Here is a 14,536-nt window from a genome sequence, read left to right on the forward strand (position 1 = left end):
CTACAGCACTCCTTTCGTTGAAGGCACTCCTTGTACACGAGGATCGATGGTAGTTGCTTCGTCAATCGCGCGTCCCAGGGCTTTGAACACCGCTTCGATCATATGATGCGTGTTCTTGCCGTAGTGAACGATGACGTGCAGCGTGATGCGCGCTTCCAGCGCAAGCTTCCACAGAAACTCGTGAACCAGCTCCGTCTCGAAGCTGCCGACTTGCGCCGAAGGATATTCCGCTCGGTATTCAAAGTGCGGACGGTTGCTGACGTCGACGATGACTTGCGCCAGCGCCTCATCCATCGGTACGAATACGCTCGCATAACGCTTAATTCCGCGTTTGTCCCCAAGCGCCTCACGCAAAGCTTGACCAAGGCAGATACCGATATCCTCTACCGTGTGGTGGTCATCGATTTCAATGTCACCGCGTGCTTCTACCGCCAGGTCGAATTGGCCATGCTTCGTGAACAGGTCAAGCATATGATTCAAAAATGGCACATCCGTCTCGAGTTTCGTTTCGCCGCTGCCGTCAACCGCAAAGCTCAGCTTAATGTCCGTTTCGTTCGTTTTGCGCGCGATTTCCGCTTTCCTTTGTGTATCCGCCACTTGCAATTCCTTCTTTCTATTATGAATGGTTATGATCGCTGCCTATTACTTGCCTTCCTGCTCCAGACGAATCTGAATGGCGCGGGCATGCGCCTCCAGCCCTTCATGACGCGCAAGCGTCATAATGCTGTTACCGTTCTTCAGCAGCGCTTCCTTGCTGTAGTAGATAAGGCTCGATTTCTTCAGGAAATCGTCCACGTTCACCGGCGAGGAGAAGCGCGCGGTTCCGTTCGTCGGGATAATATGGTTAGGTCCGGCAAAATAATCGCCAACCGGCTCCGAGCTGTATGGTCCCAGGAAAATCGCGCCGGCGTTCTCGATCAGGCCAAGGAGGCTCATCGGATCGGCCGTCAGCACTTCCAAGTGCTCCGGTGCCAGCTTGTTTACAACATCGATGCCCGCTTCGACCGATTCCACGAGCAGCACAGCCCCATAGCTGTCGATGGATGCGCGCGCGATCGCCTCGCGCGGCAGAGCGACAAGCTGACGCTCCACCTCGGCGGCTACCGCTTCCGCGAGCGTCTCCGAAGGCGTTACGAGGATTGCCGATGCCATCTCGTCATGCTCGGCCTGCGACAGCAGGTCGGCCGCGATATACGAGGCGTTGGCGCCTTCGTCGGCCAGCACAACGATCTCGCTTGGGCCGGCGATACTGTCGATGTCAACGGCGCCGAATACCGCCCGCTTCGCCAGCGCGACATAGATGTTGCCCGGTCCGCAAATCTTGTCGACCGGAGCGATCGTTGCCGTGCCGTAAGCGAGCGCGGCAATCGCCTGCGCGCCGCCGACCCGGTACATTTCCTTCACGCCCGCTTCCGCGGCGGCTACGAGAATATACGGGTCGATGCCCTCCTTGCCTCCGGTTGCAGGCGGCGTCACCATTACAATTTCCGGCACGCCGGCTACTTGCGCCGGAATGACGTTCATCAGCACGGACGACGGGTACGCCGCCTTGCCTCCGGGCACGTATACGCCGACCCGCTTCAGCGGCCGGAGTATCTGCCCGAGCATCGTACCGTCCGGCTGCAGATCCATCCACGAGTTGCGCTTTTGCTTCTCGTGGAATACGCGAATGTTCACGGCGGCCTCGCGGATCGCCGTGAGAAACGCGGCGTCCACCTTCCCGTACGCCGCCTGAATCTCCTCCTGCGTCACGCGAAGCGACGACGCATCGATCCGGACGCGGTCCAGCTGCTCCGTGTAGCGCAGCAGAGCCGCATCCCCTTCCGTCTTGATCGCTTCGACGATCTGACGGACCGTTTCATTTTGCTCCGGCGTTCCGTACTCCACCTCGCGCTGCAGCCCAAACTGCTCCGCCTTCATAATCCGCATAAGCTATCGTCCCCTTCCTCACCTTTATCCTTTATGTCCAGCGTGTTAGACCTTAGCCGCAATCGTATCCTGCAGGCGGTCGCACAAGCTTTGAATCGCTTCGTTCTTCATCCGGTAGCTGACGCGGTTAGCGATCAGACGACTTGTAATCGGGAAGATGGGCTCCATCTCGACAAGTCCGTTCTCGCGCAGCGTCTGGCCCGTTTCCACCATATCGACGATACGGTCGGCCAGACCGATAAGCGGTGCCAGCTCAATCGAGCCGTTCAGCTTAATGACCTCCACCTGTTGACCGAGCTCGCGGAAATATTGCGAAGCTACGTTGGGATACTTCGTAGCTACCCGCGGGTTAATAACCGGCTTCCAGTCCGCTAATCCGATAACGGACATGCGGCATTTCGCGATGCCAAGATCCAGCAGCTCGTAGACGTCCTTATTTTCCTCCATGAGCACGTCCTTGCCCACAATCCCGATATCGGCAACGCCGTACTCCACGTAAGTCGGAACGTCAACCGGCTTCGCCATAATAAATTCCATGCCCACTTCGGGGAGCTCGATAATCAGCTTGCGCGTATCGTCGAAGTCGCTCGGGATCGGCAGACCCGCTTCGCGGAACAGCTTTGATGCCTGCTTGTAGATGCGGCCTTTCGGCATCGCAACCTTTAAAATGTCTTTTTTCGCTTCGCTCATTGCCTGTTGCCTCCTGTCGCCTTATCCACGCCGCCGATGAACGGCAGTCCCTTCGTATATGTCACGCCTTTATAAGTAAACGAGCCTTCGCTAAGCTCTTTCCAATCCTCTGCTGTCATACGCTCCGTGATAACGGCTGTTCCCTTCTCGCGAAGCTGCTGCGCTTCTGCCAAAGCCTCTGCACGGCCTTCGCCGTCATAACCGATCAGGACGCGCGTAGCGCCAGCCGTGTCCTCTTCCGCTCCAATCAGCTCCAGGATACGCGTGGTTTTCAGCGCAAAGCCCGTAGCCGGCGCCGGACGCCCGAACTGGCTGAGCAGATTGTCGTAACGCCCGCCGCTTGCCACCGGGAAGCCAAGATCCGCCGCGTAGCCCTCAAACGTCATGCCGGTATAGTAAGAGAAATCGCCAATCATGGTCAGATCGATCAAAACATGCTCGCATACGCCGTATGCTTTCAGCACGTCCCATATTTCGCACAGGTGGCGGATCGACTGCTGGGCCGTCGCATCAGCGCTAAGCTGCAGCGCCTGCTCGCAGATCTCCTGGCCGCCGCGCAGACGAAGGATTCCTTCCAGCTCGCGTTGAACCGGCTCTTCCAGCTCAAGCCCTCGCAAGCTTTCCCGGTAACCGACATAATCGCGGTTCAACAGGCAGGCTTTCAGCTGCTCCTGTGCTTCGTCGCGTCCTGCCAGCGTCTCTTCGAACAAGCCGTTCAGGAAGCCGACATGGCCGATTGCGATTTTGAACCGGTCAACGCCTGCCGCCTTAAGCGAGGCGATAGCCAGTGCCACCACTTCCGCATCGGCCTCCGCGGACGCATCGCCAACAAGCTCCACCCCTGTCTGGAAGAATTCCGCCTCGCGTCCCGACTCTTCTTCAATCGAGCGGAATACGTTGCCGTGATAGGACAAACGAAGGGGGAACTGCGATTCCTTCAGCAGCGAAGATACCACGCGCGCAATCGGAGCTGTCATATCCGAACGCAGCACTAGTGTTGTACCCCGGTTATTGAGCAGCTTGAACAGCTTCTGGTCCGATGTCGAGCTCGCGACGCCTACCGTGTCATAGTATTCCATTGTTGGAGTAATAATTTGTTCGTAGCCCCAGCCTTTCATGCAGGCCAGCACATCGCGTTCAATATGGCGCAGCTTCGCTACCGCGCCGGGAAGATAATCTTTTACGCCAATCGGCTTCTCAAAAACTTTAGGTTTGGACATCTCTATTCACCTTCAAATACTTTAGTATATTAAAGTGCTACCATGTTACCATACTACCAAAATAAAATGTTAGTCGTAATATTAGCATGAACATCCGCTTCCGTCAAGGTGAAACGGCTCCACCGTCCCAGGGCGGAGACTTAATATCCAGCAAGAAAGCCCCGCTATCCGCTCCCTCAAGAGATTCGAATAGTGAGGCTTTTCCCCTTTGGGCCCGCTGCCGGCCGCTATGATCTCAGCAAGACCCGCTTGTCTTCATCCTTGTGCTCTTTAGCGTCCGGCCGCCTGATCTCCCGAATCGGATTGCCGCCCACAAACGTATTCGCGGGCACATCCTTATGAACGACCGAACCCGCTGCAACAACGGCATTATCCCCAATCGATACGCCGGGCAAGATGGTGGAGTTAGCGCCAATCATCACATTAGAGCCAATCTTTACGGCGCCGAGCCGGTATTCCTTGATTAAATATTCGTGGGTCAAAATCGTTGTATTATAGCCGATGATCGTATTGTCCCCGACTTCAATCCGTTCCGGAAAGAAAACATCCACCATCACCATCAGGGCAAAAGCGGTTTGCTTCCCAACCTTCATGCCAAGGATGTTGCGGTAGATCCAATTCTTCACCCTCAGCTCGGGACAGTACCGTGCTGCCTGGATAGCGACAAAATTACGTACCGCCTTAAACCGGCTAACCGTTCGGTACATCTGCCATAGGGCATTAGGCCCTTCTACCGGATAACGCTCCACGTTCCGCACAGGGCTATCGCTCCATTCCCGCGAATGCGTACAACTCGCGCATATCGTCAATGATATACCGCGCTCCGTTCTCCTTCAGCAGCTCCCCGCCTTTAAGCGACCAGGCTACGCCAACGGGAATAACGCCCGCTTCCTTGGCGGAGATCATGTCAACCGCGCTATCGCCGATCATAATCGTTGTGGCCGGGTCCGCGTTAAGCAGCTCCAGAGCCATTAGAACCGGTTCCGGATGCGGCTTAGGATTAACGACATCGTCCACCGTCACAAACGCGTCAACATAATCATACAGACCGCAAAACTTCATTCCCCGCTCCGTCGACATCCGAATCTTGGTTGTAACCACGCCAATTCGAATGCCCTGCTCATGCAAAGTCTTCATAACCTCGTTCGTATAAGGAAACGGCCGCAGCAGCTCGTCATGAAGCTTTGTATTTACCGTGCGGTAGGCCTTGATCAGATGCTCCACATCCGTAAGACCCGTAAAATTCCGAAATTGCGCTTCAAGCGTAAGACCCATGCTCGGAATAATATGCTCTCTCCCGAACCCCTCGGGTACCAGGCCTTGCAACGACTCCATGAAAGAGCGGATAATCAGCTCATTCGTATCCATAATCGTGCCATCCAGATCGAATAGCATCGTTTTAATATTGCTCGTCATTCTTACGTTCACTCCTACTGCTGTTAAGACTTACAGGTTGTCCGTTTTAGCGTCGGCTACGGGCGCCGACACCTCCTTTGTGGATACAATCGGATCATTGTAACGGACAGATGCCGATCCGTTCACGCGGCGGACAACGATAAAAATCACGGCCGCAATAACGAGCAATACCGCAAGCAGCTGCGAGATCCGTACATCGCCATACGCCGGATCAAGGAAGCCTTGCTCGAACCCGAACCAAGTCATTGGCGTCCACAGAGCATCCATCAGGGAACCCAGTGCTCCCGGGCCTTGGAAGGCCAAGCTGTCCGTGCGGATGCCTTCGATGAAGAAGCGTCCGATGGAGTACCAGATGAAGTAGATCGCTACAAGCTCACCGGCGCGGAGGAATTTCTGACGGCGGATGACAAGCAGAATAATAAGGCCTACCAAGCTCCAGAGCGATTCGTACAAGAATGCCGGGTGGTGATAGACGCCTTCGCTTGCGACATACATTTGATTGACAATAAAATCAGGCAGATGCAGCGTATTCCGCAGGAAGCTCTCATCCACCGGACCACCATACGCCTCCTGGTTCATGAAGTTGCCCCAGCGTCCAATCATTTGACCGGCAATAAGCGCCGGCGCGCAAATATCTACCAGCCGCCAGAACGGATACCCTTTATAACGGAAGTAGAAAAATCCGCACAGAAAAGCCCCGATCAAGGCGCCGTAGATCGCAATCCCGCCGTTCCAGATTTTGAAAACGTCCACGAAATTGTTCTTGTACTCATCCCAGGTGAACGCCACATAATAAATTCTCGCGCAGATGACGGCCGACGGCACGCCAAGCAGCAGCAGATCCATGAAAAACTCCGGCTTGATGCCGAATCTTTTTCCTTCCTGTACGGCGAGCAGCAAGCCAACCAAAGCCGCCGTACCGAGAATGATCCCGTACCAACGCACATGAATGTCCCCGATGGAAAATGCCGTTGGATCAATTAACAAATTCATTGTTCCGTGCTCCTTCTATAATAGGTCTATTCCTGAATTCCATTCCCTGAAACGATCAATCGAAATCATCCGTGTCTTCGGCAATCGTCTCGGTCAGCTTATTCGTGAACTGCAGAGCGGCGTTATACCCCATCCGCTTCAGACGGAAGTTCATGGCGGCGACCTCTATGATGACGGCCAGATTTCGGCCGGGGCGCACCGGTACGGTGACCAAAGGCACATCCGTATCAATGATCCTTGTCTTTTCTTCATCCAGTCCAAGACGGTCATACTGTTTATCCTGCTGCCAGTTCTCAAGCTTGATAACAAGCGTAATCCGCTTACTTGTCCGCACGGCACCGGCGCCAAACAACGTCATCACGTTGATGATGCCTAAGCCCCGAATCTCAAGCAGATGGCGAATCAACTCCGGCGCGCTGCCGAACAGCTGTCCATCGGAGGTTTGGCGGATCTCAACCGCATCATCGGCTACAAGGCGATGGCCGCGTTTGACCAGCTCAAGCGCCGTTTCGCTTTTACCGATGCCGCTTCCGCCCGTAATAAGCATGCCAACGCCGTATACGTCCACGAGGACGCCGTGGATCGTTGCGGTTGGAGCAAGCTTTTTCTCCAGGAAGTCCGTAATCCGGCTCTGCAGAATGGTCGTCGCCACATTGCTTCGAAGCACTGCGATTTGCGTTATGTTGGAGTACTCGACCAACTCTTCCGGCGCTTCAAGCCCGCGGGTCAGAATAATGCATGGCGTATTCTCGTGGCACAGCTGTTCAAACCGGCATCTGCGCTCTTCGCTTGTCAGCGTGCTAAGGAAGGTAAGCTCCGTCTTGCCGAGCAGCTGCACCCGCTCATGCGGATGGTAATCGAAATAACCTGCCATCTCCAGACCCGGGCGATACAGGTCATCCACCAGAATAGAACGCTTCAAGCCGTCTTCGCCGGATACGATCTCCATCGAGAAATGTTGTACTAGCTCCGATACTTTTACTTTCTTAGCCATCGAACGGCCTCCTCACTTGCGTTCTCGAATTAAGTTATATAAAAGGTGTAATCCATTGCCAATAGCTTCATCGTAAAGGAAAAAAGCGCCGAACGCAACGTTTCTCCGTCGCTCTGCGCTTTTCGTCATTTTATAACCACGTTCACCGGTTGTTCGACATATCCAGGGTATTGATAAAGCTCAAAAGTTAACGGCTGCTTATACCGTTTGTCAGGAATGGTGTAATAAGCTTCATAGGATCCTCCTGAACCATCCGTATTCCCTCTTGAGCTGCTTTGTACGCCATCACCTTCTTTTAAATTAAATTCCGCTCCCGTTGCGTCATGAAACAAAGCCTTGTAATTAAGCAGCCAATATCCGTACCCTTGTTCCGGTTCACTCAAACGTTTTGCTTCAATTGATAATTTGACCCCCGAAGCGGTCACCTGTACGTTCGTTAACTGAATTCGGTCATCCGGTGTCTCCAATGTTTCTCCGGTTTCTGTATTAATAACAAACTTCTGTCCTTTCGGCGAAAGAAGCAGTCCATCCGCTACCAGCCGAAGATGCTCCGGCTTCTCGAAATAATTGCTCTGAAATGTGAGCGTTGTCGTACCGTCGTCCAGCATGCCAAAACCGCCTTTTGTCTCCCATCGCCGCCCCTTTTCATCAACGAGTGCTAAGCGAATAAAATGATTGGCGCGAACCCGTGAATCCGATACTCTCCGAATTGTTACAGAGGCTTGTAATGGCGTAACAAGCGCTTTCTCAACAACGAAATGTTGCCCGCCTATATCAATGGTCTTATTTAAAGTGATTTCTTCCCTTAATCGATCGAACCGGCTATGATCCACTGCAATATTTACCTTACGCCATTCACCCCCGAGCTTAAGGCTAAACTGGATTTCGCTCGGCACAAGAACACCGTCAGCCATTGTAATATCAATCATGTCATGGATGCTATTCTCTGAATCCCGTTCCGTCTCCGTCTTTCCCAGACTGTAATAGTTACTTCCAATAAGGGCTTGTAATGTTTCCCCATTACCATCCGCGACTTGGTATTCCGTAATAAAAGCATCTTTACTAACATCCGGCCCTTCAGCTGTATAAAAAATAACAACCCGCTGCTGATCGGCCATAATGCCATCCACCTTCAGCGTATAGCCATCCTTGCTTTGTGATTGGTTAACCGGCTGAATAAACTCATGATTCATCGCGCTTGTCAGAGTGGAATCGCCTTGGATCAACTCGACAACCCCATTTAGACCCGGTATCTCGCGCATCAGCTCTGCAAAAGCCGGGGATACCCGGATACAAGCGGATAGAAGAACTAGTACACAGGCTGCCGCAACTGCCATCTGCAGAGTCAGTCTGCGTCTTTTCCTTCTCTTTAATTGTTGTCTTCCTTTTTCAACGCCTATTTTTACTGCTGCAGAAAACGATTCTTCCGAGGTATGCTCCAACATTCTTTGTACCTCCGCCTTATCCTGTAAAAGCTGATCTAAGATCTGATCAAACTCCGGCTTATTCCCACTCAATCTTCATCCCCTCCTTTCCGTATGCGTTATCCGTCCTTAGGCGCTTCAGTGCTTGATGCAGCCATGTCCGAATCGTTCCGTCCGGCTTCTCCAGCAACTCGGCAATTTCCGTAATCGTCATATCCCGGTAATACTTCAGAACAATAACCATTCGGTATTTAGAAGGCAGCTTTTGCAGTTGAACAGCCATATCCAATCGATCAATGCCATTCCCATCGGCAGCTTGAGCATCTCTCTTCAAAAGCTCGTCGAGTAGTGGAAGCTCGCGAAGCCTTTTTTTACGTTCATCGAGACACACCCTGATTAGAATCCTCGTAACCCAGGTCGTGAAAACCTTAGGGTCGCGTAAAGAACGGCGTTTACTCCATACCCGAAAGGTCGTTTCCTGGATGACCTCAAGCGCATCGGTCTCATTACGCATATAAGAATAAGCAATGCCATAGAGGCGGCTCTGATCCATTTGAATGCGTGCAATAAGCGCATCGTCATCCCCCTTTATTGCTGCGGCTGCATATTCATCTCTGTCCATAGTCCCTCCCGTTCCAATCTTCGCGTTTCTTATGTATTAGACGCCCGAACGACTATTTCGGTTTTTTATTTTTAAACAACAGATAAAACTATATTGGGGGCTCTATGTGAACGGCCCGTAAACGTAAAAAAAGGCCGCCCCCCATAAGGAGACGACCTTGTTGTAAATGTAAGAATTAGTTCTCGAAAATGTTCAGCTCGGACTCTTTATCGAACATGTGAACTTTGTTCATGTCCAGAGCAAGCTTAACAGTGGAACCGTCACGCAGAGTCGAACGACCGTCAACGCGAGCGATTACTGTGTCGGAACCGATACCGTTCAGGTACAGGTACATTTCGTGACCAAGGTTTTCGGCAACTTCAACGTTAGCATTAACGATAGTGTTCGGGGAAGCTTCCAGGAACACTGGCTCTTCGTGAAGATCTTCCGGACGAATGCCCAGGATTACTTCTTTGCCTAAATAACCTTTGGAGCGAAGAGTAGCTGCTTTGCCTTCAGGTACTGCAACGTCAACGCCAGTTGTTTTGAATTTCAATGTGCCGCCTTGATCAGTAAGCGTACCCGTGATGAAGTTCATCGAAGGCGCGCCGATAAAGCCAGCTACGAAGATGTTTACAGGGTGGTTGTACAGCTCTTCAGGAGAAGCTGTTTGTTGGATGAAACCGTCTTTCATAACAACGATACGGTCACCCATTGTCATTGCTTCGATCTGGTCATGCGTTACGTAGATTGTAGTTGTTTCAAGACGTTTAGTCAGCTTGCTGATCTCAGCACGCATTTGACCGCGAAGTTTAGCGTCCAAGTTGGAGAGTGGTTCGTCCATCAAGAATACTTGTGGTTCACGAACGATAGCGCGTCCCAAAGCTACACGTTGACGTTGACCGCCGGAGAGAGCTTTTGGTTTACGATCCAGCAAATGCTCGATATCAAGAATTTTAGCAGCTTCACGAACGCGTTTGTCGATGTCTGCTTTTTTGAATTTACGAAGTTTAAGACCGAACGCCATGTTTTGATAAACGTTCATATGCGGGTACAGCGCGTAGGATTGGAATACCATCGCGATGTCGCGATCTTTCGGTGCTACGTCGTTTACGACGCGGTCGCCGATGTACAGTTTACCTTCGGAGATTTCTTCAAGACCTGCGATCATACGAAGAGTCGTCGATTTACCACAGCCGGAAGGTCCTACCAATACCAGAAACTCTTTGTCCTTAATGTCAAGGTTAACATCAGTTACCGAAGCTTTGTCGGAACCCGGGTATTTTTTGTAAATGCCTTCTAAACGTACGCCTGCCATTTGAATGTCCCCCTAAAAGAAAATTTCTTATGGGTATATCTTATCTCACGGGCCCGTTCGTGACTATGCACAAACTTTACAAAAAAACTAATTCCTTTTCGTAACTTTGTACAATAGTAAAATTATTTTGACTAAAACAGCATCTCGGAACTGCCGGACATCCAATCCGGTTTCCTGCTTCAACTTATCTAAACGATATAATAACGTATTCCGATGAATATAAAGTTTCTTTGCGGTTTCGCTGACATTGCAGTCAAGCGAGAAAAAAGTCTCCAGGGTTGCGAGCATCTCCGCCTCCACAAAAAGCTCCGTGCGTTTAAGCGCGTGCTCCAGGTATCTTGAGCGCTGAACCTCCGGAATAGCGTTAAGCAGCCGCTCCAGCTGCAGCATCCATGGCAGATGAATGCTTGTCCCTACATGGAATTTGCGGCCAAGGTTGATCGTCTCCCGAAGCAGTACGGTTGTCTCCACGATTCCTTTAGCCGGGCTAACCGGATGCGCAACGGCCAGATGGCATTCGCCGATCCATTCGCTGGCCAGCATCTCGTGCAAGCCATGACAGATGGAGGACAAGCTGTCCTCTACCGTTTCTTCGTCTTCGTCATCCATAAATTCGCTGTCGGCTTCTTTTAACAGGGAAACAGGTCCCCAAATCAGCCATTCTTGATTCTTTAACGGGATAAGCAGAATATCCTCGGCAAGGAATGAGCGGAGCAGCTTCTCAAGCTCCGGATAGGAAGCCTGCTTGCCGTTCGTGTATTCCGTTACCAATAAGAAGGGAATCATCTCTGCGAACAGCTTGCCGCCCGCCGTCAGATGATCGGGAATGGAATACGAAGGCTCCTCCGATTCAAGCTGCTGCTGAATCCACTCGCTGAGCTTTAATGCGAAGGATTCGCTCTCGGAGAGGGTACTTGGCTTTGGAGCCTGCTGCTGAGCCTGATTCCATTGCAGGGTCCAAGTAATTAACTCGGCCTCTGCCTGCTTAAGCTCCCCTTCGATCTCGAGCGCTTCCACCGTATTACCCGATACTTTTACAATGATCCATGTCCTTCCGTTATTCGCTGCGCGATTGCCTTCCGATATCTTATCGCGGTTATCGTCGTAAGCCCAGCTTGTATCCGCTTGCTGCAAAAGGCCCTTCCAGTCCGATAATGAGAGCGTAATGAACCGAACCTGACAGTTCAAAATGTGCTGCAGCGGGGTTAACCAATCTGTCGTGCTCATTTTACATTACTCCAATCTCCAGCTCCAAGAATGACGCTTTATTTTTCGTCATTGTAACACAAAACTACTGCTCCGTTCAGCCTTTCATTACGAGCAGCAGAATCGACAGCAAGGAGAAGAGCGCCGCAATTAGATACATAAAGGAGACGGTTTGCACCTGGTTCAGTCCCCAGCGCATCAGCGCATGATGGGTATGAAGCTTATCCGCCTGATGCAGCCCCTTCCCGGTAGCCAGCCTGCGAAGCATAACAATAACCGTATCCAGAATAGGCAGACCTAAGGCTAGCAGCGGCACGAGAATCGTAATAAAGGTTGCTTTCTTGAAGGCGCCATCGATGGCAATGACCGCAAGCGTATAGCCAAGGAACGTGGCACCGGCATCCCCCATAAAAATCCGCGCAGGATGGAAGTTATAGATCAGGAAGCCGATGCAGGCGCCACCGATAATAATCGCCGTTACTCCAATGTCTCCTTGTCCTTTAATGAGGGCGGTAACGAACAAAGTCATGGAGGAAAGCGTGCATACACCGGAGGCAAGTCCGTCTACGCCGTCTATGAAGTTGATCATATTTATTAGGGCAAATATCCAAATGATTGTGCCAAGCGCATCGAACCAGACCGGGAAGCCGACAAAATGGCCATTAGCCGGATTCATAATGCCGTCCATATGTATGCCGAAAAACAGCGGAATCATGGATACGCCTAAATAAATAATAACTCTAGGCCAGATAGGAAAATCTTTTCCCTTTGATTTGGAGGCATCGTCCATCAACCCAATACAAACGAGCAGTGCCCCTCCGACTGTAATACTTAAACTCAAAGGCGTTATGCCTTGGAAAGCAATAATCGTCACGACGCATGCCACATACAATGCCGCTCCCCCCATTAGAGGAATAGGGCGATTGTGAATTTTGCGCCAGTTTGGCCGATCTACGATTCCGTATTTAAGTGCTATCTTTTGCATAACAGGTACAAAAGCAATCGTGAGAACAGCGCTCATCCCCACAGCCAGCCAGTATGTCATTCGAATGTTCCCCTTCGTCAGTTACATCAATTGTTGTAGCTTTCAACATTGTTCCCTACCATGAGGAAAAAAATGATTAAAAACTTTACCGGCAGCGTTATAATGAGTTTGACGACTGGAAATTATCGTGTTAGGATTAATTCATAGTTTACATATCGGAATTTATATAATTAAGGAGTGGATATGATGTCTCAAGTGGTTATTTTGTCCGGAAGCCCTAATCCCGGATCCCGTTTAGCAGGAATTACGCAATATGTCGAATCGCATCTATCGGAAAAAGGCATCTCCTTCAACCATATTACGGTGGCCTCTTTACCAGCTGAGGACCTTATCCATGCGCGGTTTGACAGCCCTGCCATTGTTGAAGCAGCTGCCATTGTTGAGGCCGCAGACGTCGTTATCATTGCAAGCCCGGTGTACAAAGCATCCTTCACCGGCGTACTCAAGACCTTCCTGGACCTGCTTCCGCAAAAAGGACTTACCGATAAATTCGTTACTCCTCTATTCATCGGCGGAACCATTGCCCACTTGCTCTCCATCGACTATGCGCTTAAGCCTGTTCTCTCGTCGCTTAATGCCAAGCATTTCGGCAGCGGCGTCTATGCCATCGACTCTCAGATCGCCCGTATTGATGCCGGTGTCGGCGAGTCGCAGTTCGAACTGAATGACGAGCTTAAGCAGCGCCTGGATGCTTCTGTAGCCGAGATTGTTGAAGAACTTCGCATCCGTAAAATCAAATAAGCAATGAAAATAAGCCTGAGGTTCATTCTCCTTCAGGCTTTCTTATTTGTTGTAATATGAAACATCAAAAAACCCGCAGACCGGAATCTGCGGGTTGTACGTTTAGATAAATGGTGAGCCATGAAGGACTCGAACCTTCGACACCCTGATTAAAAGTCAGGTGCTCTACCAACTGAGCTAATGGCTCTCAATAATGAGAAATGGTGGAGGGTGATGGATTCGAACCACCGAACCGTTAGGAAGAGATTTACAGTCTCCCGCGTTTGGCCACTTCGCTAACCCTCCAAAAGCAAATGGTGGCTCGGGACGGAATCGAACCGCCGACACGAGGATTTTCAGTCCTCTGCTCTACCAACTGAGCTACCGAGCCTTACTTATGGACAAAAAAAATGGCGGAGCTGACGGGATTCGAACCCGCGGTCTCCTGCGTGACAGGCAGGCATGTTAGGCCTCTACACCACAGCTCCATGGATTATTGCAAAAACATATATGGTGGAGGCTGAGGGGATCGAACCCCCGACCCTCTGCTTGTAAGGCAGATGCTCTCCCAGCTGAGCTAAGCCTCCTAATATATGGTAGCGGCGAAGGGGATCGAACCCCCGACCTCACGGGTATGAACCGTACGCTCTAGCCAGCTGAGCTACACCGCCACGCTTGTCCTACTAGTGTCACTTACAGTCCGTAGGAATACTGTAAGATCAGGTGTCGACATCGCCAAATGTCGTTGCATTCGTCCATGAATCATTGTACTAGACAATCATTCACTTGTTGATTGCGCCCTGAAAACTGGATGCGAAGGTTTGAATTCCTTAAGTTCATTTATGGGGCCCCTGCAAAGTACTCCGAAGCATTTGCTTCACTTTGTGGGGTATCCAAGTTTATGCTTCCGAAGTACGTTTCCTTCGGAAACGTTGTAGGATAAGCCCTCGACCGATTAGTATTCGTCAGCTCCACACATT

14 protein-coding genes and 6 tRNA genes are annotated in these 14,536 nt (G+C 51.2%); 1 reads left to right on the plus strand and 19 read right to left on the minus strand.

Annotation, left to right across the window (positions count from 1 at the left end; all coding sequences use genetic code 11):
• The 13 genes from hisB to EV294_RS29345 all read right to left on the minus strand — a co-directional run bounded on the left by hisB (position 1) and on the right by EV294_RS29345 (position 12,836).
• A complete protein-coding gene (gene hisB / locus EV294_RS29285; protein WP_132313404.1) occupies positions 1 to 597 on the minus strand; it encodes an imidazoleglycerol-phosphate dehydratase HisB in 597 nt (198 codons plus the stop codon).
• A 45-nt stretch (positions 598 to 642) separates the two neighbouring features.
• Positions 643 to 1,929 (minus strand): histidinol dehydrogenase, encoded by a 1,287-nt coding sequence (gene hisD, locus EV294_RS29290; RefSeq protein WP_132313406.1) that lies wholly within the window; start codon positions 1,927 to 1,929, stop codon positions 643 to 645.
• A 45-nt stretch (positions 1,930 to 1,974) separates the two neighbouring features.
• On the minus strand, positions 1,975 to 2,619 hold the full coding sequence (gene hisG, locus EV294_RS29295; RefSeq protein WP_012772162.1) for an ATP phosphoribosyltransferase: 645 nt from the start codon (positions 2,617 to 2,619) through the stop codon (positions 1,975 to 1,977).
• Positions 2,616 to 3,839, minus strand: a complete 1,224-nt coding sequence (locus EV294_RS29300) for an ATP phosphoribosyltransferase regulatory subunit (protein ID WP_132313408.1) — start codon at positions 3,837 to 3,839, stop codon at positions 2,616 to 2,618. Before EV294_RS29300 ends, hisG begins: the two co-directional genes overlap by 4 nt.
• Positions 3,840 to 4,066: 227 nt before the next feature.
• Positions 4,067 to 4,597 (minus strand): acyltransferase, encoded by a 531-nt coding sequence (locus EV294_RS29305; RefSeq protein WP_132313410.1) that lies wholly within the window; start codon positions 4,595 to 4,597, stop codon positions 4,067 to 4,069.
• A 4-nt stretch (positions 4,598 to 4,601) separates the two neighbouring features.
• Positions 4,602 to 5,255, minus strand: coding sequence for a pyrophosphatase PpaX (ppaX, locus tag EV294_RS29310; RefSeq protein WP_132313412.1), 654 nt, complete (start codon positions 5,253 to 5,255; stop codon positions 4,602 to 4,604).
• 30 nt (positions 5,256 to 5,285) lie between these two features.
• A complete protein-coding gene (gene lgt, locus EV294_RS29315; protein ID WP_132313414.1) occupies positions 5,286 to 6,248 on the minus strand; it encodes a prolipoprotein diacylglyceryl transferase in 963 nt (320 codons plus the stop codon).
• Between the two features lie 55 nt (positions 6,249 to 6,303).
• Positions 6,304 to 7,242: an HPr(Ser) kinase/phosphatase gene (hprK, locus tag EV294_RS29320; protein ID WP_132313416.1), complete on the minus strand. Its 939-nt coding sequence runs from the start codon at positions 7,240 to 7,242 to the stop codon at positions 6,304 to 6,306.
• A gap of 125 nt (positions 7,243 to 7,367) precedes the next feature.
• Entirely contained in the window at positions 7,368 to 8,759 is a 1,392-nt protein-coding gene (locus EV294_RS29325) for a DUF4179 domain-containing protein (protein ID WP_132313418.1), read from the minus strand.
• Positions 8,746 to 9,288 carry a sigma-70 family RNA polymerase sigma factor gene (locus EV294_RS29330; protein WP_132313420.1) on the minus strand — a complete coding sequence of 181 codons (543 nt, stop codon included), beginning with the start codon at positions 9,286 to 9,288 and terminating at the stop codon, positions 8,746 to 8,748. The genes EV294_RS29325 and EV294_RS29330 overlap by 14 nt, the downstream gene beginning before the upstream one ends.
• Before the next feature lie 175 nt (positions 9,289 to 9,463).
• Complete coding sequence (locus EV294_RS29335) at positions 9,464 to 10,585, minus strand: ABC transporter ATP-binding protein (RefSeq protein ID WP_132313422.1); 1,122 nt, start codon at positions 10,583 to 10,585, stop codon at positions 9,464 to 9,466.
• A gap of 87 nt (positions 10,586 to 10,672) precedes the next feature.
• Positions 10,673 to 11,812: a PucR family transcriptional regulator gene (locus tag EV294_RS29340; protein ID WP_132313424.1), complete on the minus strand. Its 1,140-nt coding sequence runs from the start codon at positions 11,810 to 11,812 to the stop codon at positions 10,673 to 10,675.
• Positions 11,813 to 11,888: 76 nt separating this feature from the next.
• Positions 11,889 to 12,836 (minus strand): MraY family glycosyltransferase, encoded by a 948-nt coding sequence (locus EV294_RS29345; protein WP_132313426.1) that lies wholly within the window; start codon positions 12,834 to 12,836, stop codon positions 11,889 to 11,891.
• A gap of 186 nt (positions 12,837 to 13,022) precedes the next feature.
• Between EV294_RS29345 and ssuE the strand changes: the two genes are divergently transcribed.
• A complete protein-coding gene (gene ssuE / locus EV294_RS29350; RefSeq protein WP_165930845.1) occupies positions 13,023 to 13,577 on the plus strand; it encodes an NADPH-dependent FMN reductase in 555 nt (184 codons plus the stop codon).
• 111 nt (positions 13,578 to 13,688) lie between these two features.
• On the opposite strand, the gene EV294_RS29355 is transcribed toward ssuE, so the two are convergent.
• The 6 genes from EV294_RS29355 to EV294_RS29380 form a co-directional block, all read right to left on the minus strand.
• Positions 13,689 to 13,764: transfer RNA gene (locus EV294_RS29355), tRNA-Lys, on the minus strand.
• A gap of 14 nt (positions 13,765 to 13,778) precedes the next feature.
• A tRNA-Tyr gene (locus EV294_RS29360) sits at positions 13,779 to 13,862 on the minus strand.
• A 9-nt stretch (positions 13,863 to 13,871) separates the two neighbouring features.
• Positions 13,872 to 13,947, minus strand: a tRNA-Phe gene (locus EV294_RS29365).
• A 20-nt stretch (positions 13,948 to 13,967) separates the two neighbouring features.
• Positions 13,968 to 14,044 (minus strand) — tRNA-Asp (locus tag EV294_RS29370).
• Positions 14,045 to 14,067: 23 nt separating this feature from the next.
• A tRNA-Val gene (locus tag EV294_RS29375) sits at positions 14,068 to 14,143 on the minus strand.
• Positions 14,144 to 14,150: 7 nt separating this feature from the next.
• A tRNA-Met gene (locus EV294_RS29380) sits at positions 14,151 to 14,227 on the minus strand.
• Positions 14,228 to 14,536: the final 309 nt, after the last annotated feature.

It is taken from the genome of Paenibacillus sp. BK033 (assembly GCF_004345425.1).
Taxonomy (GTDB): Bacteria; Bacillota; Bacilli; order Paenibacillales; family Paenibacillaceae; genus Pristimantibacillus.